The organism is Rummeliibacillus sp. JY-2-4R (assembly GCF_053847205.1).
This window is the reverse complement of the sequence record NZ_CM132623.1, coordinates 991,887-1,013,169: the sequence shown is the minus strand read 5'-3', so window position 1 is coordinate 1,013,169 and position 21,283 is coordinate 991,887. Positions and strand designations below refer to the sequence as shown.

Sequence of the window (21,283 nt, the reverse complement as noted above, 5' to 3'; positions counted from 1 at the left end):
TCCCAATTATTCCCTTAAATTTTCTTCTTAATACGATATACATACGCTAATACCTCAGCTACAGCTTTGAAAAAGTCATCCGGAATAGGTTGTCCAATCTCGATTTGATCGTACATTGCACGAGCCAAAGGTCGGTTTTCTACCATTACCACATCATTTTCCTTCGCGATTAATTTTATTTTTTGTGCTATATAATCTGTACCTTTTGCAATGACTTTTGGAGCATCCATTGTCTCTTCATCATATTTCAATGCAATGGCATAGTGGGTTGGATTAGTAATAACAACGTCTGCTTTTGGAATTTCTTGCATCATTCTACGCATGGCCATTTCACGTTGACGTTGCTTAATTTTAGATTTGATCAGAGGATCCCCTTCTGAATTTTTATATTCATCTTTAATATCTTGTTTGGACATTTTCAGATTCTTCTCGTAATCAAATTTTTGATAGAAATAATCGAGAACAGCAATCAGCAATAATACCGCGGATGCACAAATACCCATTAATACTGTAAGCTTCGAAACTGTTACGAGAGTTGCCAAAGGCGTTTTAAATGATAGACTCAATACACTGTCAAGATTCAACCATAATATAACTGCTGTCACTGTACCAATTAAAGAGATCTTTAATATCGATTTTAAGAGTTCAACTACAGAACGGATAGAGAATATCCGCTTTATCCCTTTCATCGGATCTAATCTAGTTAAATCGAATTTTAGTGGTTCAGTTGTAAATAGCAAACCAAATTGAAGGAAATTTCCTACTATACCAGCAATCATTGCAATTGCCATTATTGGTAACAAAATGACTGCTACTTCTGACATCACTTCTTTATATATTTTGACTACAAGTTCAATTGATAAGGAGTCTTCTAACATATATTTTGAAAAAGATTGTTTAAAAAACGACAAAATGCCATTTCTCATCGGGGTTGCAGCAATTAGCAGAAATAAAAATACTGATAACAATACAAGAGCACTTGTAATATCTTGACTCTTTAAGACTTGCCCTTTTTTACGAGAATCTTGACGTTTTTTAGGCGTTGCTTTTTCCGTTTTTTCCCCTGCAAAGAATTGCAAGTCTAACTCAAGCATTTTCACTTTATCCACCACCAATAAGCGTCATAAAATCTCTCATACTAATCATCAAGAAGTTAAATAGTTTTTCCATAACAGCAACCATAACGCCCATTGTGACGATTAATACAATAAAACTCACGCCAATTTTTACCGGAAACCCTACGACAAATATATTTAACTGTGGAACAGTACGTGCAGTAATCCCTAGCGCAATATCTGTCAAGAATAACGTCGCTACAATAGGGATGGACATTTGAAATGCTACGCCAAAAAGTGTGCCAAACGTCTTCATTACAAATTCCGTTACACCACTTGCCCCAAAAGCTGGCCATACTTGATCCATTGGAATATAGTGATAACTATAAAAAATCCCATCTAATAGTAAATGGTGTCCATTTGTACCTAATAACACGAGAAGAGCTAATGTATTAAAAAATTGACCTAATAAAGGACTTTGAGCTCCAGTTTGAGGGTCGATTACATTTGCGATTGCAAAACCCATTTGGAAATCGATAAACCCTCCTGCTATTTGTATAGCCGACATTATCATATAAGCAATTAGACCTATAGAAAGACCAACAACAGCCTCTTTCATCATTAATAATATGTATTCACCATTAATTTCAAATGGTTTTATATCTAATGTATAATACATCATCCATGACAACACTACTGCAAGTGTAATTCTTACTTTGCCTGGTATTGTTCGATAAGAAAAAAATGGAACTGTCATAAAAAAGGCCGAAATACGAATCAGGATTAGTAGATATATGGTTAGTTTCGGAACTATTTCTTCCATTTTCTCACCCTATAAATCGAATTAAATTCTCGAAAATATCTTTGGTGTATGAAGTCACTTGACTAAGCATCCAGGGACCAAAAAAGATAATAGAAACGAGCACAGCAATAATTTTCGGTACAAATGCAAGAGTTTGCTCTTGAATTTGAGTAGTTGCTTGGAAAATACTAACTAAAAGGCCAGTTATTAATGCAACAAGTAATAATGGTCCCGATCCTAGCAATATTACTTTTATCGCTTCTTCTGCTACCTTGATGACTACTTCTTCTGTCATAACTATTCATCCCCTAAAAGCTTTCTAATAAAGACTTCACCACTAGGTACCAACCATCTACTAATACAAATAATAATATTTTAAAAGGTAGTGAAATCATAACCGGTGGTAACATCATCATCCCCATCGACATAAGAACACTAGCAACAATCATATCAATGACTAAGAATGGAATGAAAATCATAAAACCCATTTGAAAAGCTGTTTTTAATTCACTAATCGCAAATGCCGGTACAAATGTTGTTAGTGGGATATCCTCAATCGTTTTGGGACGTTCCTTTACACCAGAATACTTCAAAAATAAATCCAAATCTTTTTGCCTTGTGTTTTTGCTCATAAATTCTTTGAAAGGCTTACTCGCCTTAGAATATGCTTCGTCAATTGAAATCTTTTCATCAAATAACGGTTGTAATGCGTTTTTATTCACTTCTTGGAATGTAGGCGCCATGATGAAAAAAGTTAGGAACAAAGCTAAACCAACAAGAACTTGGTTTGGTGGCATTTGTTGTGTTGCTAATGCTGTTCTTACAAAAGATAAAACAATGACAATTCTCGTAAAACAGGTCATTAATATTAATATACTTGGTGCTAACGATAGTACTGTAAGCATTAACATTAATTTGACAGTTGTAGATACATTCGTTGGGTCATTATTGGAGAAGTAATGGACAAAATCACTCATTATTTTCCCTCTCCTTCTGTTTCCAATCTTCTATTTCTTTTCGACGCTCATTCCCTAATAACTTTAAGCGTTTTTGGAATTCTTCTTTAAAATCTTTATTCTGAGAAGGTTCCTTTTGATTTGAAGCTTTTTCTTTAAACTTCGATAGTAGAAGAGCGACGTAGGGAATTTGGCTTGAAAGCTCATGCTTATCGTTATATAAATTTAGCAATTGCTCTTTTTCTTTACTATCTGTTACTTCCTTTAGAATACGAACATCGTTACCAACACCCACTAAATACAGTGATTCTCCTACTTTTAGTAATTGCACAGATTTTTGTTGACCAAGAGATATACCACCTAGATTTTGCATTAATTGGTTTTGTTGATATTTGCTATTTCGGCTATTGATAAATTTAAGCACACCATAAAGGAGAGCGATGACAAAAACAAGCGCTAATACCATTTTTATGTATTCTCATCCAGACAAACCGACAGCTGCCGATTGATTTTTATCATCGACAGCTGGAGTTGAATTATCCTTGCATACATCTGGATTTTTAAGACATTCTTCCACAGAATCATTTGAAGCTGCGAATACAAAAGAATTTTGCATAGGTTGTCCTATTGCAATGAAAAAAAATGATATACACAACATTAGTTTTAATAATTTGTTAACATACATTTTATTAACCTAACGCTTTTTGAATAGCTTCTATAACTCTATCAGCTTGGAATGGTTTTACGATAAAGTCTTTTGCACCTGCTTGAATAGCATCGATTACCATTGCTTGTTGTCCCATTGCAGAACACATAATGATTACTGCACCAGGATCTTTTTGTTTAATTTCTTTTAACGCTGCAATACCGTCCATTTCTGGCATTGTGATATCCATCGTTACTAAGTCTGGCTTTAATTCACCATATTTTTCTACTGCTTGTGCTCCATCAGCAGCTTCGCCCACTACTTCAAAGCCATTTTTGGTCAAAATATCTTTAATCATCATTCGCATAAATGCTGCATCGTCTACAATTAAAATTCGTTTTGACATAACTTTTCGCCTCCTAAAAAACTATTTCAAATTATTTATTCGATCCGCTTTGCTTAAGATATCTGTAATACGAACACCAAAGTTTTCGTCAATTACAACTACCTCTCCTTTTGCAATAAGTCGGCTATTGACAAGGATATCCACTGGTTCACCAGCTAATTTGTCCAATTCAATAATAGACCCACTTGCTAGTTCTAATATCTCTTTCACGGAACGTTTTGTACGTCCTAATTCAACAGTAACTTGCAATGGTATGTCAAGTAGCATATTTAAATTTCTAGCTTCCGTTTGATTAAGTGTAGTATTTTCAAAGCTAGTAAATTGTGCTTGCTGAACATTTATCGGAGTGTTATGAGTGCTATGTTGCGCAGGTTGAGGTGATTGTGATTCATAAACCGACCTATCAACTTGTGCTTGTTGTTGCATTCCATATGGTTGTTCAACTACTTGTGTAATCGATTGTTGCATCTGCACCTGTTTTTGCTCCACATTTTGCGTTGTTGCGTTTGTAAGTGTAGCTGGTTGCGGTCTTTGGGTTTCTTCCTGTACCTCTTGTGTAACAACAAGCTCTTCTTGCTCAGGGTTCATGAGTTGGTGAACAAGTGATTTACTAAACTCTAAAGGTAATAATTGCATAATATTAGAATCAATTAAGTTACCAATTTTCAATCGAAATGATATTTTTGCTAGTAATTCGTCTTGTGGAATTTTATCTGTACCTACATTATTCGAGATATTCATCAAATCAATTGTTGGTGGTGAAATATCCACTTTCTTATTAAAGATGGTAGACATGGATGTAGCTGCAGAACCCATCATTTGATTCATTGCTTCTTGAACTGCACTTAAATGTATTTCATTTAATTCTCCAGATGGTGCTAATCCATCGCCACCTAACATCAAATCTGCGATGATTGCAGCATCTGATTGTTTAATAACAAGTAAGTTCACTCCCATTAAACCTTTTGTATATTCTACTTGTATTGCTACATAAGGATGGGGAAACTCTTCTTCCAAATGCTCTTTATTAATCATACTGATTTTTGGTGTTGTAATTTCAACTTTTTGACCCAGTAATGAAGATAATGCAGTTGCTGAACTACCAAAAGAAATATTGCCAATTTCGCCAAGTGCATCTTGAGCCATTGGATCTAAATAATCTTCTACATTATATTCTGTGCGAGAAGACGGCTCACTATCTATATCAATTGATTCACCTCTTAATAAGGCTTCAATCTCTTCTTGTGATAACATATCATCACTCATCATCGTCTCCCCCTTTCAAAGACTCTATTACTTGTGCAGCCATTCTATTTTTTAACTTACCTGGTTGAACATTAAATTTAGGAATGCCTCCAACTTTTAGAATCAGTGGCTGACTGATTTTCTGATCTAATTGAATAACATCACCATATTGCAATGATAGAAAGTCTTCAATACTGATCTCTGCATTTCCTAATTCAGCAACTACTTCCAATTCGGATTGCTTTACACGTTTTTTAATAATTTCTGTTTGTTCTTTAGAAACTTCTTTTTTATTTGATTGCATCCAATATCGAACGGATAAGTTAGGAACGATAGGCTCTAATACAACATGTGGTATACATATATTAATCATGCCGCTTGTTTCTCCAATGATTGAATTGAAAGAGATAACTACAACTGTTTCATTCGGCGAAATCATTTGCAAGAATTGAGGATTTACTTCTAATTCGGTTAACACTGGATCAATATCAGCAATATTTGCCCATGCCTCTCTTAAATTATCAAAAGAACGTTCGAATAAATTTGTCATGATTTTTGTTTCAATTTCTGTAAGATTATCTACGTTACTATGACTTGCACCAGTTCCACCTAATAAACGATCTAACATAGAGTATGCAATATTAGGATTGATTTCCATTAGGATATTCCCATCTAATGGCGGTACTTCAAATACATTAATCAAAGTCATATTCGGAATAGACCGTATAAACTCTTCAAAAGGTATTTGATCCACAGATGCAACTGTAATTTGTACATATGTTCTAAGTTGAGCTGAGAAATATGTTGTTAGCAATCGTGCAAAGTTTTCATGTATTCGAGTTAAACTGCGAATCTGATCTTTTGAGAAACGGAGGGCACGTTTGAAGTCATAGACTTTTACCTTTTTTGACTCCTCTTCCTTCTTAATATCATCTGCTGTCATTTCCCCCGTTGATAACGCGGATAACAATGCATCGATTTCAGACTGTGATAACACATCTCCTGCCATTTGCCCACCTCCATTTGCATTACAAAATAATAATTATTGAATAATGTAAGAAGTAATATAAACCTGTTGTATTTCACCATCTTGCATTATTTCATTAATTTTCGTTTTCAAATTACTTTCAAGCATTTCTTTACCTTTTTTACCTTCTAAATCCTCTTTCGACATTTCAGATAATTCTTCAATTACAATACTTTTTACTTGGAAATCACGTTTTGTTAATTCAGCAGCAGCATCTTTACTTGTTGTTTGGATTTTAAATGAAATTTTCACATAATTATCACCTGATATATTCGTTGTAATTTCACCAATATCCACAGAAGTCTTTATGATATCGTCGATATTTTGGACATTAGCTGCTGCTGTTCCTTTGTTTAATTGAGTAACTACTAATACCGCCACAACACCAATTAATGTAATAGAAACCAAAATAATTAACATGATTGATAGTAATTTATTATTCTTCATCCTTTTCACCTCTTAAATGCGGGTTTGATAGGAGTTGCACACTACGATAAAACTCAATCATTTTTCTTTGGACCTCATCCATAGATTCTAATACAACATATTTTCTCCCGGTTGTTAACATAATTGTCGTATCAGGAAATTCCTCAATCGATTCTATGTATAAAGCATTCAATGAGAACGGTTTTTTATTTAATTTCGTTAGAGAAATCATAGGATATGAAGGCCGGGTTTAAATGAACCGGCCCATCCCCCTTCCATTAACTAATCTTTCTTGTTCTTTCAATTATCGTTTTAGATTTACTAATTCTTGAAGAATTTCATCAGAAGTTGTGATAATACGTGAATTAGCTTGGAAACCACGTTGAGCTACAATCATTTCGGTAAACTCTTCGGATAAATCTACATTGGACATTTCTAAGAATCCTGATTCAATAGATCCATTTCCATTAGAATTTGGAGCGCCAATAACAGCATCACCAGAGTTATTGGAAGGTTTGTAGTTGTTCCCACCGACTTTTGTTAAACCACCAGTATTGGCAAAACGTGCAATTTGGATTTGTCCCGCAGTTACAAGTGCATTATTTTGGGTATAAGAAACTGTCCCATCTTTTCCTATTGTAATTTGGGTAGCATCTGTTGGAATAGATGCTTCGTTATCCATCAGTACTTTTTTTCCATCTGCGGTAACTAATGAACCATTACTATCCAAATAGAAGTTTCCGGCACGAGTAAAATACTGTTCATCACCATCTTGTACGACAAAGTAGCCATCTCCAGAAATCGCACAGTCTAATGTTCGGTTAGTTGTTTGCATTGATCCTGCATCATGTATTGTATCGATTGCTGCGATTTGCGAGCCAAGACCGATTTGTTTCGGGTTCGTCCCACCAAGAGTATTTCCAGGAGCAGTAGCACCTTGTGTTGTTTGAGAAATTAAATCTTTGAAGATTACACGCCCTTTTTTGAAACCATAGGTATTTACATTTGAAATATTATTTCCGATAACATCTAATTTTGTTTGGAAATTACGAAGACCGCTAATTCCAGAATACATCGAACGTAACATAAATAATTCTTCTCCTTTCAATTTAAAGAGTATGATTTTTTTGGTTTTATTTTAAAATCTTCATTTAAAATTTGTTCCTATTTCAATTTTTAATATGTATTAACGCACTCCTGAAGTTAATACTTTCATCCTACTATTTAGAAATAGAGGATAATTGATCTATTTTAACTTCCTTTCCATTTGATAACACTAACACGACACTGCCATCAGTTGATTTTTTGACAGATTTTACGTTTGCTGTTATTTCTTCCGTAGTGTTATCTTCAGTGTAAGATACGCTATTTCCTATTAACATACTAGCCTCAGCAAGCGAATTGGAAGAACTGTTTTCGAGGGATGCTCCAACTACTTCAGAAATATTTGCAGGAGTTAGTTCTTTACCATCTGAAAGAGTAAAGATAGCTGTATCTCCCTTATAAGAAATTTTGCTAATAGTTCCAGTACCAGAGTCAATGACAGCATTTCCATTTTCATCTGTTTTCGAGGTTGCTTCATGCCAATTCACACTTTTACCTATGAAATTATTATATTCAATTAACTGTGACTGTTTTGCAATGCTAGATAGTGATTCAATTGATTTTGCAACATTTTGCATTTGTTCTAAGGATGAAAATTGGGCCATTTGAGATATAAATTCTTTATCATCCATTGGGCTCGTTGGATCTTGGTTTTGCAACTGTGTAATCAGCAGTTGTAGGAAAGCATCTTTGTCTAATGAACTATTGCCAGTTTGTTTCGTTTCAGCTGCTTTGTTGGATAAATAATAATCTGCTGAAATGTTCTTATCTGTGACTGTTGTATCTGCCATATTCTAAACCTCCAACTCCATTAAGAAATCATTGAAATTTGAATTCTCTTCTTTTTCATCTTCTTGTTGCTTTTGTTGTTCATCTGAATGTTGTTTGAAAGCATGTTGGAACTGTTGTTGTTGATCTTTAACATTACGATTGGGTTCATTTAGTGTTTGTGCAATATCAATCCGGTCTAATTGGATATTTTGGTTTACTAATCCCTGTTTCAACTGTTGCAGTTGACTTTCTAGCATTTGTTTTCCTATATTTGTTGAGGCTAATAATCGTGCTGTCATAATACCGTCTCTTTGTATAAGTTCAACACGTATGGACCCTAAATTTTCAGGGTAAAGTTTGATTAATAATTTTGTACCTGCTGCATTGTTAGCAAATTGTCCACGATTCATAATAGCTTGAAATTCTTTCACAAATGCCTCTGCTTGAGAAGTTTTGTTTAAGGGTAGATTTAAGGTAACCGTTGTAATCTCCTTCGAATTAGGTTGAATTATACTAATATTTTGATTAACTGGAGAATCTACTAGTTTTATATCTACTTGTTTTGATTCGCTTGTTTTTATAGGCATGGCTTCATTTTGTGTATCTTGATTTTGTTTTACATTGGCTGAAAGAGTTGATATCAATTCTTTCACTTGGAAAGTCTGGTATTCTTGGTTCAACAATAAGTCTGTTTTCGGAGCTACAAGTTCAACTATTTTTAAAAATTGCAAAACTTGCGATACTTGAGATTTAGAAACAGTAGATTCAGAACCTCCATTAATGGATGCCATCAATCTTTGAATAAAAGTTGGCAAATTTTGTTCGATTCCATTCAGAATGTTCCATACATCTTCTGCTTTTACTTCATCTCCAGTTAATTGTTGAATACTTTTTTGTAGTTCTTCTTTTTTAATACCAATAACTTGCAGAATTTTATCAAATGATAATCCTTCTACAGAATTTATTTGTTCTAAACTTAACCCTAACGTATCCCCTAAATCTTGTAAGGATGATGCATTAATAATAGTAGAAAGATCATCCATTGAAACCTCTTTTGGCATATTCGATTGATCTACTTGTTTTGATACTGAACCAAGTAATAATTCTAACCCGTTTGATAGATTTATAGTGAACCGACTTGAAGCAGTGTTTGTTTCTATCGTTTCCTGTGATTCATTTGATTGATTAATAGACTCTGTTGTTTTTTCTTCAATTATTGTAGAAGGATTGGATGTTTTCTTGCTTTCTACTCCTTCAGTAGAAGGATTATGTTCACTTGTTTTTTCCTCAAATTGATCCTTTTTTGATGCTACATTACTAGCTTCCGTTAATATGTTTGCAAAATCTTTTGGATTTGCCTTTACCTTAGTTGAAGATATTGTATTGTTGACTGGATTAGATTTTAGTGCCTCAATATTCACCTTTTCACCTCCTTACCATGGACATGTATTAGTTACTTTGCGATAGCAATTCTGTATAATGTGCAGCTTTATCTGATGGCATCTTCTCTAAGATAGCTGCTAATATATCTGGTTTTATGCTTGAAAGAATTTTGAGTGCATCTTCATCTTTCATAGTTGTAATAATAGGTGCTGCAGATTTAGGCGCCATTTTTTCGTAAGTTTTCACAATATCGCTGTCATTTAATTTTGTTTCGTCTTTCGTTTGTTCTAGTTTGTTTATCTGAACTTCTAGTCGATGTTTTTCGATTTTCGTTTTAGATGCTTCACTTTGTGCATCTTCTACTTGACCCTGCAATTTAGCGATTTCTGCTTCTTTCTCCTGAAGCTGTGCTTTTATATCTGCAATTTGTTTTTCATTAAATGAATTGACTTTACTAACTTCCTTTGCACTTTGCTGAGAAGTTCCCCCAGATAATTCCTTTGCTTTTTCAAATACATTAGTACCTGTAACTTCTGCAGCAATTAGGAGAACAGCCGACACGAAGAGTAAAGGAATAATCACCCAAAAGAATAGCTTTTGAATCATGCTAGGTTTTTTTTCTTCAACTTCTTCCATTTGGACTCTCTGCTTTTTGATTTTTTTTCGGGGTTTTGTTGCCACGTTCTCACCTAATTTCTTTATTGTAAAATGCGATGGAAGATAGCTCATCTAGCTGAATCATCTCAAGGCGATCTTGTCCTTTTTGGAATTCTTTAAAATCCTTTTCTTTCATCTTTTCATACTTGCGATATTCTAAGGATTTCTCTAATAATTTATCTTTATGCCATTCCATTTTCGAACGAGCTTGGATTACTTTTTGTTGGGTTTCATTTATTGTTTTTTCAATACTATCCAAAAATCTTGAATAATGGTGAATCTCATTAATTGTAGAACCCTTTGCTAACTTCTTCTCCTGAAAATCTATTAAATCTTCTTTCTTCTTTAAAAGGGTATAGAGTTTTGTTGCCACATCTTCAAATGACTTAGTAGCTTCTTTATATGCAATTTCAATCTGGAGTTTCTCTTGTTGCTTGACATTCATCACTTGATCAAATCGGTACTTATATGCTTGCATCTAATTGCCACCGCCATTTCCTAATCTCACAATTTCAGCAACGCTTTCTGCCATACTAACTTTATCCATATATCCTTGTTTTAAGAAGTTCGTGATTAATGGTTCGTAAAAAATTGCTTCATCAATTTCCTTAGAGGTGCCTTTTTTGTAAGCACCAATATTAATCAAATCCTCTGATTTAGAATAAGTATAATAAAGTTCTCTTAAATGCTCTGCGCACTTTTTATGCTCAGCCGAAGTAATATGATTCATCAATCTTGAGACGCTTTTTAGAATATTGATGGCAGGAAATTGTCCCTTATTGGCTAATGTACGATCTAATACAATATGACCATCGAGGATACCACGAACCGTATCTGCAATCGGTTCATTCATATCATCTCCATCTACAAGAACCGTATAGAATGCTGTGATTGTTCCAAATTCATTTGTCCCTGTGCGTTCTAATAGTTTTGGTAATATACCAAAGACTGAGGGGGTGTACCCTTTTTGAGCTGGCGGTTCTCCCGTTGCAAGTCCTATTTCACGTTGGGCCATGGCAACTCGGGTTACTGAATCCATCATTAATATGACGTTTAACCCTCTATTACGAAAATACTCAGCAATAGCAGTTGCAGTAAAAGCACCCTTAATACGCATTAGAGCCGGTTGATCAGAAGTGGCAGCAATGACGATTGAACGTTTTAATCCTTCAGCCCCTAAGTCTCTTTCTATAAACTCACGAACTTCACGTCCCCGCTCACCTATAAGGGCAATGACATTTAAATCAGCAACAGTGTTTCGCGCAATCATTCCAAGCAATGTAGATTTTCCTACACCCGAGCCAGCGAAAATACCTACACGTTGACCCTTTCCAACTGTCAACATACCATCAATTGCTTTCACGCCAACTTCTAACGTTTCATTTATTGGTGGCCTTGTCAGAGGATTCGGTGGATCTTCTTCTGTTTGTACAGATTTCAATCCCTTTGGTAAACTACTACCATCAATTGGTAAGCCCATTGAATCTAAAACTTTCCCAATAAGTTCAGGCCCCACTTTTACTTCTAAAGGATCCCCTGTTCCTTCAACTAAACAGCCAATTGAAATTTCACGGAGAGATGTATAAGGCATTAATACTACGATTTCGTCCTTGAATCCAACTACTTCAGCAAGAATCACTTGATGACCATGTTTAACAGTATTTACATGAATTTTGCAAACATCCCCAACGGAGCTATCAGGTCCTTGTGATTCAATCATCAATCCCACAACTCTTGTTACACGGCCAAACTTTTTAAAAGTTTGGATAGATGAAATTTGCTCAAATAAATCTGCTGCTTTCATGATCCTAACTCCCACTTTCTAAAATTTCTAATAGCTTTAATTTAAGCTCATTTAGTTGCTGGTCAATACTTACGACGATTCTTCCATGGTTTGTTTCAATATAGCAATCTGTTTCATCCCACTCTTCATTGACAAAAATCATTAAAGGTACACCAATTGGAAACATTTCACTTAGACTTTCTCGATGTTCCGATACCAATTGGTAGTAAGTAGTTGAGACATAGAGCTTAATTTCTTTCATTTCCCTTGCTTCTTTTAATCCTCTACGTACAATATCGATATATCGTTCATGGTCTTCTCGTAATACGGAACCGAGTATTCTTTCTGCAGAGCGAATAGCAAGATCTAAAATAATGGTTTCTTGTTCTTGTAAGTACAGATCCGCGTTTTTCTTAGATTGTGCAATAGTTTCATTTGCCTGCTGAATTGCTTCAGACATATTAGCTTCTGCCTTTAATCGTCCTTCTTCTAGCCCTTGTTGGAAAGCCTCTTCATACGCTTGTTGCTGTAAAATGATTTTTTCCTCTTGCCAGTTATTCTTTTCTTCTTCTAAAGCTTGTTTCTCCATCAGACATTGCTGCTCAAAAGATTCTTTTCGCATTTGGATATCGTGAATTGCTTCATTTATCAGTTGTTCACGCTCTTCTAGAATATTTTGTGGAGTGACCTCTTCTATTCCAGCATCATTTTGAAAATTCAAATCTTTAATTTCAATAGTACGAAATTTTTCTTTAGAGCTCTCGGGACTGTCAAATCGAATAATCCTAGACAATGACGTCATCCCCTCCACCTCGTGCAATAATGATTTCACCCGCATCCTCTAAACGGCGTGTAACTGCAACGATTCGAGATTGTGCTTCTTCAACATCTCTTAGCCGTACTGGTCCCATTACGTCCATTTCTTCCTTAAATGTATCAGCCATACGCTGAGACATATTTCTGAAGATAATTTCTTTTACTTCTTCGCTTGAAATTTTCATTGCAAGTAGCAAGTCTTCATTTTCAGAATCACGTATTACACGTTGAATTGAACGATTGTCTAATGTAACAATATCCTCAAAGACAAACATGCGTTTTTTAATTTCTTCTGCAAGTTCTGGGTCTTGGATCTCAAGTGCATCAAGAATCGTTTTTTCAGTTTGACGATCAACCCCATTTAATACTTCCACCACTGCATCCACACCGCCAGTTTCGGTGTAGTCTTGTGTTACAGTCGATGATAATTTGCGTTCAAGTACAGATTCAATTTCACTGATCACTTCAGGAGAAGTTGAATCCATCGTAGCTATTCGTTTTGCAATATCGGCTTGTACTTCCTGCGGTAAAGAAGAAAGTATTACACCTGCTTGTTGTGGTTCCAGATAAGATAAAATTAACGCAATTGTTTGCGGATGCTCATTTTGAATAAAATTGAAAATTTGTGTTGGATCTGTACGACGAGCAAAGTCAAATGGCCTTACTTGTAAAGATGAAGTTAAACGGTTAATAATTGCTTGTGCTTGTTCGTTTCCAAGTGCTTTTTCTAATACCGTTTTGGCATAACCTATACCACCTTGTGATATATAATCTTGAGCAAGTGCAATATTGTGAAATTCTTCAATAATTTCTTCCTTAATCTCAGGTTCTACTTTTTTAACGCCCGAGATTTCTAATGTGAGTCTTTCAATTTCTTCTTCATTTAAATGCTTATAAATAGCAGCTGAAACTTCAGGCCCTAGAGAAATTAATAGAAGTGCTGCTTTTTGTTTACCAGACAAACCTTTTTCTTTCTTACTCACAGCCTAAACCTCCATTAGTCTTCTGAAATCCAAGATCTTAATAATTTTGCAAACTCTTCTGGTTTTTCTTTTGCCATTTTCTCAAGTTGCTTTCTACGAAGCGTGTTCTCAGTTTCTTTTTCTTTTGATATATCATCTATTTCTATAGGTGCTTCTTCATCTTCATAAATATATTCATCTTCATATTCTTCTTGTCTTCTAGAACGAATAATGAAAAATACTAATAGAAGAATAGTGACGATTAAAATCCCACCAATCACATATACCCACCATGGAATTGAACTAGTTGGTGTTGTTGGGATGGATGCTTTACCATTTAATTTTTCTACTCCTACTACTACTTTTTGATTTATTTGGGCATTCGTTAACTGACCAGCTTCGTTTTTATCAATCGATGTACGAACGACAGATGCAAGCATATTTTGAATGTCAGATTGTGTAGTAGTTGATAATGATGTTGGATCATTCGCTTTTGGTGGTTCCACCATTACTTGGATGCCAATATCTCGGATACGATATGGACTCTCATTGATTTGGCGTTTAATACGATTCACTTCATAGTTAACTGTATCTTGCGTTTTTTCGTAATCACCGTTGCCATTAGCTGATGATTGGTAATTTGTAAAATTATCAGTATTTTGCCCAGCTTCAGGTGTCCCACCAGCAGTAGCTCCTGCTCCTGTATATGTTTCACTAATTTTTTGGGCACTAATTTGAATACCGGCCATATTTTGTTTATCTACAGGTTCAACAAGATTTTCCTCTCGTTTTTCTTGTGTAAAATCAATATCTGTAGTTACAGAAACAGCTGCTTTTCCTGGACCCATTAATTGTCCAAGCATAGTTTGCACTTGTCTTTGAAGATCACGTTCTATCTGTTTTTTAATTGCCAATTGTTTATCTGAATCTGATGACGCTAACCCATTTCCTGAAGTAGATGAATTTTGAGAGTTTAAATCGTAATATTCAAAATATTGATTTGTAATGACAATATTTTCAGGCTTTAAATTAGGTACACTTTTGGATGCTAAATTATATAATGTTTTAATTTGTGAATCTGTAAATTGGTAGCCAGGTTCTGTATTTAATACGATGGATGCACTTGCTTCTTGTTGTGTATCACTTACGAATACGCCTTGCTGAGGTAATGTAAGCATAACTTTCGCATCTTTGACACCTTTAACTTCTTTCATAAGATTTGCTAGTTCTGTTTGCATAGATGCCAATTTTAATACATTAAACTCATTATCCGTCATACCGAAGCCCGCATTTTTTGAGAAGAAAGAGTAATCAATTTGTCCAGATTGAGGAAAGCCTTGCGAAGCTAAATCCACTTTCAAATTATCAACTTGATCTTCTGGTACTGAAATAGCAGTTCCACCATTTGAAATTTGATATTTTACTCCTTTTGAATCTAATTGTTCTTTAATTTGCCCAACTTCAGCGGCTGATAGGTTCGAAAACAAGGGTGCATAGGATACTCTAGTTGCAAAATATGTAACAATAGAAGCTAGAATCACGACTGCAAGTAGTGATCCTATAATCGTTCCTTTTTGTGCTTTTGTTCGACTACTCCAAAAACCACCGAATTTAGCTTTTACATTCGTTAGTCTTTCCTTCATTTTAAGCCTCCGATAAATAGTGAATGTCTCTTGTAAAGTGAAACTCCACTAATAGAAGTGGGGTCTTACCGCTTAGTTAAAACAAGAAAATTGCGTATACTATTAAACTGTCATTCGCATAATTTCTTGATATGCTTCTACTACCTTGTTACGAACAGATAAGGCTGTGTTTAAAGTAATATTCGCCTTCTGAGCAGTAATCATTACATCATGAAGCTCAACATTCTCCCCATTCACTAATTTATTTGTAATATTATCAGAAGCTAGCTGACTATCATTCACTACTGAAATTGCATTTTTTAAAATTGTGCCAAAGCTTTCAGTGTCTTTAGTAGGTGTGGTCTGAGCCACTGTTTGAGTCATTGAAGGCTGAACTGGCTGTGTAATTGAAACTTGTGAAATTGCCAATTTAACTTTTTCCTTTCATTTAGAAAATTACTTTCCAATTTCAAGAGCTTTTGAAAGCATTGATTTATTAGCATTAAATACTGTTACATTTGCCTCATAAGATCTTGTTGCCGAAATTAAATCTACCATTTCTTTTAGAGAATCTACATTGGAAGTCTGTACATACCCATCCTTATTTGCATCTGGATTACTTGGGTCATAAATTAGTTTATATGGGGTTTTTGTATCCTCATTTATACTTGTCACCTTCACGCCATTTCCAACTGATGCATTTCCAGCACCCTCCATTGCAACGTTTAAATAATTTGAAAAGGAATTTTCTTTTGGAACAAGCGTTACGGTTTTTCTCGTATAAGGCACCCATTTCCCATTAACTTTTTTAGCTCGTGTTGTATCTACATTTGCCATATTAGATGAAATAACGTCCATTCTTAGGCGTTGCGCTGTCAAAGCAGAATCAGTAGTATCCATACTATGGAAGATTGACATATTAATTGCCTCCTTTGGCAACGGTTAATAATGAATTTAACTTTCCATTTACACGATCAACTAGCGCATTATAATATATTGTATTTTCTGCTAGGCTAGCTTGTTCTTTATCCATATCCACACCGTTTCCATTTTCACGATAACGATCATTTGAATAACTAAATACACCAGGTGTTGTAGTACTTGTATTAAAATCTATATGTTTTTCATTCGTACGGTTCGCTTTTATGTATGAGTTTTGAGCATCTGCCAACATACTACTAAAGCTAACATCCTTAGCTTTATAGTTTGGCGTATCAACATTTGCGATATTTTGTGCTATTGTTTTCTGTTTTATACTTGAATAAGTCAATCCATTTTCGATATTGCTTATTGTGCCCCCAAAAAAGCTCATATCTTTCACCTCAATTCGACTATCTTTGCCAAATTTCCTTATGTTTCATCACGTTATAATTGTAATAAAGATGTTACAAAGTGTCTATCTCAAACATCATATTTTTAATAGGATAAACATACTATTTTTCCTTATAAAATAAGGAAGTTAATTTCAATTAGTAGAGTAAAAACAATACTTTGAACCTAATTTAGTTTTCACTGTATTTATAGTAAAAATAGTCTTAAATACAGAATTTATAAGGCATTTATAGTTTTCTATCCCACATCTATTACATTTTCTCCAAAAGCATCCGCACTACTTTATACCCAAAAATTTCTAATTATTAATTGTTTGTAAAAATATCATTTTTCTACCAATTGAATTGTAAAAAGAGTGAATTTTCTAGCAGTTTACTCACTTAGAATGCATTAATTTTGTCATAAGTGAAATATCCATAAAAAATAAGTATTTATCATTGTCATAATTGTAAAATTCACTTAACTAATTTCTTTAAATTTGCTTTTTAGTCAAATAAAAAAACTACCTTTCCTGAAAAATCAGGAAAGGTAGTTTTTCGTTTGTTAAATTAGCGCATTTTAATTTCAGCTAAAGCATTTAAGAACTTACTATTTAGTACTTTAATATAAGTACCTTTCATACCTAAAGAACGTGATTCAATTACACCAGCAGATTCTAATTTACGTAGAGCATTAACAATTACTGAACGTGTAATACCAACACGGTCTGCTATTTTAGATGCAACAAGTAAACCTTCAGTACCATTTAATTCTTCAAAGATATGTTCAATTGCTTCAAGTTCACTATATGATAAAGAGTTAATAGCCATTTGAACAACTGCTTTGCTACGTGCTTCCTCTTCAATTTCTTCTGATTTTTCACGAAGAATTTCCATACCTACAACAGTAGCACCGTATTCAGCTAAGATTAAATCATCATCTTCAAATTTGCTTTCTAAACGTGCAAGTACTAATGTTCCTAAACGTTCTCCACCACCATTGATCGGTACGATCGTTGTTAATCCAGATTGGAAAATTTCTTGAGTTTCAACTGGGAAAGCACTATGTTGATCGTAAACATCCAAGTTTGAGGCAGTTTCACTGAAGTCGTATAAATGTTGAGTATAATCTTCGGGGAATTTACGTTCTTCGAGCATTTTTTTCAAACGTTCATTTTCAATTTGTTGATTTGCCGCGATACCTAATAATTTTCCTTTGCGACTAACAATGTATGCATTACTTTCGATTACTTCGCCCAGAGTTTCAGCCATTTCTTTAAAGTTAACTGGTTTTCCTGCTGATGCTTGAAGCATCGAATTAATTCTTCTTGTTTTTGCTAATAAATTCATTACTGAATAGCCTCCTGTAAATTTTCCTAAATTTATGCAATATTCAAAAGGTTTTAAATTTTGTGCAATATCTTGTATTATAAACTATAAAATAAATTGTGACAAATCTTTATTCTTGACAATTTCGTTAAGTTTTTCATCTACATATTTTTCTGTGATTTCTATTCGAGCTGGTGCGATGTCAGATGCTTCAAATGAAAGCTCTTCTAATAAACGTTCTAATATAGTGTGTAAACGACGCGCACCGATGTTGTCGGATTCTTGGTTAACATTTGTTGCAATCTCAGCAATACGATCAATTGCAGCATCTGTAAAGTCGATTTCAACACCTTCAGTTTCAAGAAGTGCTTTATATTGTAAAATAAGCGAATGGTCAGGTTCTCTTAAAATTCGAACAAAATCGTCTTTTGTAAGTTTTTCTAATTCTACGCGAATTGGAAATCTCCCTTGTAACTCAGGTATTAAATCAGATGGCTTAGACATATGGAATGCACCAGCAGCAATAAATAACATAAAATCGGTTCTTACAGGACCATATTTAGTATTTACTGTTGATCCTTCAACAATAGGTAAAATATCACGTTGAACACCTTCACGTGAAACATTGGCATTACCATTATTACTTCTGGTTGCAATTTTATCGATTTCATCAATAAAAATAATTCCAGTTTCTTCAGCTCTCTTAATAGCTTCTTCAGATACTTCATCATTATCAATCAGTTTGTTAGCTTCTTCTACGATTAAAAGTCTTCTCGCTTCACTTACTTGCAAACGGCGTTTTTTCTTTTTGGGTGGCATAAAGCTTGATAGCATATCCCCCATATTAGTTCCACCCATATCCATTCCAATGCCCGGGAACATGCCCATCATGTTGTTTTGCTGTTCTGTTATTTCAATAGTTACCATTTCGTTTTCCAATTTACCATCACGTAAATTTTCGGCAATTTGTGAGCGTTTTAATTTAACTTGAGAATCTTCTTCTGTGTTTTCATCTGGTGTATCCATTTTTTGTCCGAAAAGGGCTTCAAAAGGATTTTGTGTGGTTTGCTTTTTTTTCATACTAGGTACTAAAAGTTTAACAATTTGATCGTTTGCTAAACGTTCGGCTTGCTCTTTCACTTCTTCTTGTTTCTCTTCTTTTACAAGTCGAATTGAAATTTCTACTAAGTCACGAACCATCGATTCTACATCTCTACCTACATAACCTACTTCGGTAAATTTTGTAGCTTCCACTTTTAAAAAAGGCGCTTTCACAAGACGAGCGATTCGTCTAGCAATTTCAGTTTTACCTACACCTGTTGGACCAATCATTAAGATGTTTTTAGGTATTACTTCATTTTTCATATCATCAGATAGCAATTGTCTTCGATAGCGATTTCGAAGTGCTACGGCAACAGCTCGTTTAGCATTCACTTGACCTACAATATATCGATTTAAATAATTCATCATTTCTCTAGGGGTCTTTTGTTGAGTCATTCGCTTAGATCCTCCACGATAATATTATGGTTTGTAAAAACACAAATATCTGCTGCAATTTCTAATGATGCTTTCGCAATTTCCTTGGCAGACAACTTTTCACCAGAATATTGTTTTAATGCTCTTCCTGCTGATAAAGCGTAATTTCCTCCTGAACCTATGGCTAAAATACCATCATCAGGTTCAATTACTTCACCTGAACCAGAAACCAATAATAATGTTTCACTATTCATAACAAGTAAAAGCGCTTCTAATTTTTGTAGCATTTTATCACCGCGCCATTGTTTTGCAACCTCTACTGCAGCACGTTGTAAATTACCGTTATACTCCATTAACCTACTCTCGAACATTTCAAACAATGTAAAAGCATCTGCTACAGATCCGGCAAACCCGGCAAGAACTTTTCCATTATACAAACGGCGTACTTTTTTTGCAGTATGTTTCATAACTACAGAATTTCCTAATGTAACCTGGCCATCACCCGCCATAGCACTTTGGCCATTATGCTGAATGGCAAATATAGTTGTTGCATGCAAATCCATCATAAAACCTCCTTTAAATATCAAGCTCTAGGATGAGCATTCATATAAGTGTTTCGTAGATGTTCTTTCGTTACATGTGTATAGATTTGTGTTGAAGACAGACTTGAATGTCCTAATAATTCTTGAACCGTTCTTAAATCTGCTCCATTGTTCAAAAGATGTGTCGCAAAAGTATGACGTAACATATGTGGATGAATCGTTGTATGTAGCTCCGTTTGTTTCATCATTTCATTTAGTATATAGCGAACACCTCGTGCAGTTAGAGCAAACCCACGCATATTAACAAAAAAGTTACTATGTTTTGTACCCTTCAATAACTTCGGACGTGCCTCAGTTAGGTAGCGTTCCATTGCTTCTGCTGCAAAATGCCCAAATGGAACATAACGCTCTTTTCTACCTTTCCCCATCACTCTAAGGATATTCAACGAAAAGTCAATATCTTTTAGTTCAATAGATGTAAGTTCGCTGACACGAATACCGGTAGCATATAAAAGTTCCAGAATAGCCATATTCCGTAATGATTTAGCATCTTCGCCTTCATTTGCCTCAAATAGTTTGGAAAGTTCTTCTTCATAAAAAAAATGTGGAAGTCTAAGTTGTTTTTTAGGATGATAAAGCGCTTGAAATGCCGAGTCATCCATTTCATATTCCTTATTTAAGAATTTAAAGAAAGAACGAATTGAAGAAATTTTTCTAGATATTGTTGTCCGTGCTTTCTTTTCTTCATACAATTTCGTTACAAAAAGCCTTGCATGTAAGTATTCAACTTGATCCAAATCTGATACACCCTCTACTTTGAGGAAATTATAAAACTCGTTTATATCTGATTGGTAATCTCGAACTGTTAATGGTGAGAAGTTTTTTTCAAGTTGAATATAAGAAATAAACTGTTCTATTGCTTGCTCAAATTGAATGGTCATAAGAACACCTCATTTCTCAAAGAT

General features: G+C 34.5%; 26 protein-coding genes. All 26 read right to left on the bottom strand.

Annotation, left to right across the window (positions count from 1 at the left end):
• Nucleotides 1-14: 14 nt before the first annotated feature.
• The 26 genes from flhB to xerC all read right to left on the bottom strand — a co-directional run bounded on the left by flhB (nucleotide 15) and on the right by xerC (nucleotide 21,259).
• The gene (gene flhB, locus ACWV26_RS04715) at nucleotides 15-1,094 is read right to left on the bottom strand and encodes a flagellar biosynthesis protein FlhB (RefSeq protein WP_455898177.1); all 1,080 of its coding nucleotides are present in this window, start codon (nucleotides 1,092-1,094) and stop codon (nucleotides 15-17) included.
• 7 nt (nucleotides 1,095-1,101) lie between these two features.
• Nucleotides 1,102-1,878, bottom strand: coding sequence for a flagellar biosynthetic protein FliR (gene fliR, locus ACWV26_RS04710; protein WP_455897219.1), 777 nt, complete (start codon nucleotides 1,876-1,878; stop codon nucleotides 1,102-1,104).
• Nucleotides 1,879-1,882: 4 nt separating this feature from the next.
• Entirely contained in the window at nucleotides 1,883-2,152 is a 270-nt protein-coding gene (gene fliQ, locus ACWV26_RS04705) for a flagellar biosynthesis protein FliQ (RefSeq protein WP_455897218.1), read from the bottom strand.
• Between the two features lie 13 nt (nucleotides 2,153-2,165).
• Nucleotides 2,166-2,834: a flagellar type III secretion system pore protein FliP gene (fliP, locus tag ACWV26_RS04700; protein WP_455897217.1), complete on the bottom strand. Its 669-nt coding sequence runs from the start codon at nucleotides 2,832-2,834 to the stop codon at nucleotides 2,166-2,168.
• The gene (locus ACWV26_RS04695) at nucleotides 2,827-3,279 is read right to left on the bottom strand and encodes a flagellar biosynthetic protein FliO (protein WP_455897216.1); all 453 of its coding nucleotides are present in this window, start codon (nucleotides 3,277-3,279) and stop codon (nucleotides 2,827-2,829) included. The genes fliP and ACWV26_RS04695 overlap by 8 nt, the downstream gene beginning before the upstream one ends.
• Nucleotides 3,280-3,502: 223 nt before the next feature.
• On the bottom strand, nucleotides 3,503-3,865 hold the full coding sequence (locus tag ACWV26_RS04690) for a response regulator (protein ID WP_455897215.1): 363 nt from the start codon (nucleotides 3,863-3,865) through the stop codon (nucleotides 3,503-3,505).
• A 21-nt stretch (nucleotides 3,866-3,886) separates the two neighbouring features.
• Complete coding sequence (fliY, locus tag ACWV26_RS04685) at nucleotides 3,887-5,131, bottom strand: flagellar motor switch phosphatase FliY (RefSeq protein ID WP_455897214.1); 1,245 nt, start codon at nucleotides 5,129-5,131, stop codon at nucleotides 3,887-3,889.
• The gene (gene fliM / locus ACWV26_RS04680; RefSeq protein WP_455897213.1) at nucleotides 5,124-6,119 is read right to left on the bottom strand and encodes a flagellar motor switch protein FliM; all 996 of its coding nucleotides are present in this window, start codon (nucleotides 6,117-6,119) and stop codon (nucleotides 5,124-5,126) included. The genes fliY and fliM overlap by 8 nt, the downstream gene beginning before the upstream one ends.
• Nucleotides 6,120-6,152: 33 nt before the next feature.
• The gene (gene fliL, locus ACWV26_RS04675) at nucleotides 6,153-6,584 is read right to left on the bottom strand and encodes a flagellar basal body-associated protein FliL (protein WP_455897212.1); all 432 of its coding nucleotides are present in this window, start codon (nucleotides 6,582-6,584) and stop codon (nucleotides 6,153-6,155) included.
• Nucleotides 6,574-6,795: a flagellar FlbD family protein gene (locus ACWV26_RS04670; protein ID WP_455897211.1), complete on the bottom strand. Its 222-nt coding sequence runs from the start codon at nucleotides 6,793-6,795 to the stop codon at nucleotides 6,574-6,576. Before ACWV26_RS04670 ends, fliL begins: the two co-directional genes overlap by 11 nt.
• A 72-nt stretch (nucleotides 6,796-6,867) precedes the next feature.
• Nucleotides 6,868-7,650: a flagellar basal body rod protein FlgG gene (gene flgG / locus ACWV26_RS04665; RefSeq protein WP_455897210.1), complete on the bottom strand. Its 783-nt coding sequence runs from the start codon at nucleotides 7,648-7,650 to the stop codon at nucleotides 6,868-6,870.
• 133 nt (nucleotides 7,651-7,783) lie between these two features.
• The gene (flgD, locus tag ACWV26_RS04660) at nucleotides 7,784-8,458 is read right to left on the bottom strand and encodes a flagellar hook assembly protein FlgD (protein WP_455897209.1); all 675 of its coding nucleotides are present in this window, start codon (nucleotides 8,456-8,458) and stop codon (nucleotides 7,784-7,786) included.
• A 3-nt stretch (nucleotides 8,459-8,461) separates the two neighbouring features.
• Entirely contained in the window at nucleotides 8,462-9,859 is a 1,398-nt protein-coding gene (locus tag ACWV26_RS04655) for a flagellar hook-length control protein FliK (protein ID WP_455897208.1), read from the bottom strand.
• A gap of 28 nt (nucleotides 9,860-9,887) precedes the next feature.
• Nucleotides 9,888-10,457 carry a MotE family protein gene (locus tag ACWV26_RS04650; protein ID WP_455897207.1) on the bottom strand — a complete coding sequence of 190 codons (570 nt, stop codon included), beginning with the start codon at nucleotides 10,455-10,457 and terminating at the stop codon, nucleotides 9,888-9,890.
• A gap of 49 nt (nucleotides 10,458-10,506) precedes the next feature.
• Nucleotides 10,507-10,956, bottom strand: a complete 450-nt coding sequence (gene fliJ / locus ACWV26_RS04645) for a flagellar export protein FliJ (protein ID WP_455897206.1) — start codon at nucleotides 10,954-10,956, stop codon at nucleotides 10,507-10,509.
• Nucleotides 10,957-12,282, bottom strand: coding sequence for a flagellar protein export ATPase FliI (gene fliI, locus ACWV26_RS04640; protein ID WP_455897205.1), 1,326 nt, complete (start codon nucleotides 12,280-12,282; stop codon nucleotides 10,957-10,959).
• Between the two features lie 4 nt (nucleotides 12,283-12,286).
• Nucleotides 12,287-13,063, bottom strand: coding sequence for a flagellar assembly protein FliH (fliH, locus tag ACWV26_RS04635; RefSeq protein WP_455897204.1), 777 nt, complete (start codon nucleotides 13,061-13,063; stop codon nucleotides 12,287-12,289).
• A complete protein-coding gene (gene fliG, locus ACWV26_RS04630; protein ID WP_455897203.1) occupies nucleotides 13,047-14,060 on the bottom strand; it encodes a flagellar motor switch protein FliG in 1,014 nt (337 codons plus the stop codon). Before fliG ends, fliH begins: the two co-directional genes overlap by 17 nt.
• A 14-nt stretch (nucleotides 14,061-14,074) precedes the next feature.
• Nucleotides 14,075-15,682: a flagellar basal-body MS-ring/collar protein FliF gene (fliF, locus tag ACWV26_RS04625; RefSeq protein ID WP_455897202.1), complete on the bottom strand. Its 1,608-nt coding sequence runs from the start codon at nucleotides 15,680-15,682 to the stop codon at nucleotides 14,075-14,077.
• A gap of 102 nt (nucleotides 15,683-15,784) precedes the next feature.
• Nucleotides 15,785-16,090: a flagellar hook-basal body complex protein FliE gene (gene fliE, locus ACWV26_RS04620; RefSeq protein ID WP_455897201.1), complete on the bottom strand. Its 306-nt coding sequence runs from the start codon at nucleotides 16,088-16,090 to the stop codon at nucleotides 15,785-15,787.
• A gap of 27 nt (nucleotides 16,091-16,117) precedes the next feature.
• Nucleotides 16,118-16,579 carry a flagellar basal body rod protein FlgC gene (flgC, locus tag ACWV26_RS04615; RefSeq protein ID WP_455897200.1) on the bottom strand — a complete coding sequence of 154 codons (462 nt, stop codon included), beginning with the start codon at nucleotides 16,577-16,579 and terminating at the stop codon, nucleotides 16,118-16,120.
• A gap of 1 nt (nucleotide 16,580) precedes the next feature.
• Nucleotides 16,581-16,973, bottom strand: a complete 393-nt coding sequence (flgB, locus tag ACWV26_RS04610) for a flagellar basal body rod protein FlgB (RefSeq protein WP_455897199.1) — start codon at nucleotides 16,971-16,973, stop codon at nucleotides 16,581-16,583.
• A 568-nt stretch (nucleotides 16,974-17,541) separates the two neighbouring features.
• Nucleotides 17,542-18,321, bottom strand: coding sequence for a GTP-sensing pleiotropic transcriptional regulator CodY (gene codY, locus ACWV26_RS04605; protein WP_455897198.1), 780 nt, complete (start codon nucleotides 18,319-18,321; stop codon nucleotides 17,542-17,544).
• A gap of 84 nt (nucleotides 18,322-18,405) precedes the next feature.
• Entirely contained in the window at nucleotides 18,406-19,797 is a 1,392-nt protein-coding gene (gene hslU / locus ACWV26_RS04600) for an ATP-dependent protease ATPase subunit HslU (RefSeq protein ID WP_455897197.1), read from the bottom strand.
• Nucleotides 19,794-20,342: an ATP-dependent protease subunit HslV gene (gene hslV / locus ACWV26_RS04595; RefSeq protein WP_455897196.1), complete on the bottom strand. Its 549-nt coding sequence runs from the start codon at nucleotides 20,340-20,342 to the stop codon at nucleotides 19,794-19,796. Before hslV ends, hslU begins: the two co-directional genes overlap by 4 nt.
• A gap of 17 nt (nucleotides 20,343-20,359) precedes the next feature.
• Nucleotides 20,360-21,259, bottom strand: coding sequence for a tyrosine recombinase XerC (gene xerC, locus ACWV26_RS04590; RefSeq protein WP_455897195.1), 900 nt, complete (start codon nucleotides 21,257-21,259; stop codon nucleotides 20,360-20,362).
• Nucleotides 21,260-21,283 lie beyond the last annotated feature (24 nt).

Excerpts from the sequence above, each read along its gene's own strand:
- flhB (WP_455898177.1), bottom strand. The coding sequence starts at position 1,094 with ATGCTTGAGTTAGACTTGCAATTCTTTGCAGGGGAAAAAACGGAAAAA.
- fliR (WP_455897219.1), bottom strand. The coding sequence starts at position 1,878 with ATGGAAGAAATAGTTCCGAAACTAACCATATATCTACTAATCCTGATT.
- fliQ (WP_455897218.1), bottom strand. The coding sequence starts at position 2,152 with ATGACAGAAGAAGTAGTCATCAAGGTAGCAGAAGAAGCGATAAAAGTA.
- fliP (WP_455897217.1), bottom strand. The coding sequence starts at position 2,834 with ATGAGTGATTTTGTCCATTACTTCTCCAATAATGACCCAACGAATGTA.
- ACWV26_RS04695 (WP_455897216.1), bottom strand. The coding sequence starts at position 3,279 with ATGGTATTAGCGCTTGTTTTTGTCATCGCTCTCCTTTATGGTGTGCTT.
- ACWV26_RS04690 (WP_455897215.1), bottom strand. The coding sequence starts at position 3,865 with ATGTCAAAACGAATTTTAATTGTAGACGATGCAGCATTTATGCGAATG.
- fliY (WP_455897214.1), bottom strand. The coding sequence starts at position 5,131 with ATGAGTGATGATATGTTATCACAAGAAGAGATTGAAGCCTTATTAAGA.
- fliM (WP_455897213.1), bottom strand. The coding sequence starts at position 6,119 with ATGGCAGGAGATGTGTTATCACAGTCTGAAATCGATGCATTGTTATCC.
- fliL (WP_455897212.1), bottom strand. The coding sequence starts at position 6,584 with ATGAAGAATAATAAATTACTATCAATCATGTTAATTATTTTGGTTTCT.
- ACWV26_RS04670 (WP_455897211.1), bottom strand. The coding sequence starts at position 6,795 with ATGATTTCTCTAACGAAATTAAATAAAAAACCGTTCTCATTGAATGCT.
- flgG (WP_455897210.1), bottom strand. The coding sequence starts at position 7,650 with ATGTTACGTTCGATGTATTCTGGAATTAGCGGTCTTCGTAATTTCCAA.
- flgD (WP_455897209.1), bottom strand. The coding sequence starts at position 8,458 with ATGGCAGATACAACAGTCACAGATAAGAACATTTCAGCAGATTATTAT.
- ACWV26_RS04650 (WP_455897207.1), bottom strand. The coding sequence starts at position 10,457 with ATGGAAGAAGTTGAAGAAAAAAAACCTAGCATGATTCAAAAGCTATTC.
- fliJ (WP_455897206.1), bottom strand. The coding sequence starts at position 10,956 with ATGCAAGCATATAAGTACCGATTTGATCAAGTGATGAATGTCAAGCAA.
- fliI (WP_455897205.1), bottom strand. The coding sequence starts at position 12,282 with ATGAAAGCAGCAGATTTATTTGAGCAAATTTCATCTATCCAAACTTTT.
- fliH (WP_455897204.1), bottom strand. The coding sequence starts at position 13,063 with ATGACGTCATTGTCTAGGATTATTCGATTTGACAGTCCCGAGAGCTCT.
- fliF (WP_455897202.1), bottom strand. The coding sequence starts at position 15,682 with ATGAAGGAAAGACTAACGAATGTAAAAGCTAAATTCGGTGGTTTTTGG.
- flgC (WP_455897200.1), bottom strand. The coding sequence starts at position 16,579 with ATGTCAATCTTCCATAGTATGGATACTACTGATTCTGCTTTGACAGCG.
- flgB (WP_455897199.1), bottom strand. The coding sequence starts at position 16,973 with ATGAGCTTTTTTGGGGGCACAATAAGCAATATCGAAAATGGATTGACT.
- codY (WP_455897198.1), bottom strand. The coding sequence starts at position 18,321 with ATGAATTTATTAGCAAAAACAAGAAGAATTAATTCGATGCTTCAAGCA.
- hslU (WP_455897197.1), bottom strand. The coding sequence starts at position 19,797 with ATGACTCAACAAAAGACCCCTAGAGAAATGATGAATTATTTAAATCGA.
- hslV (WP_455897196.1), bottom strand. The coding sequence starts at position 20,342 with ATGATGGATTTGCATGCAACAACTATATTTGCCATTCAGCATAATGGC.
- xerC (WP_455897195.1), bottom strand. The coding sequence starts at position 21,259 with ATGACCATTCAATTTGAGCAAGCAATAGAACAGTTTATTTCTTATATT.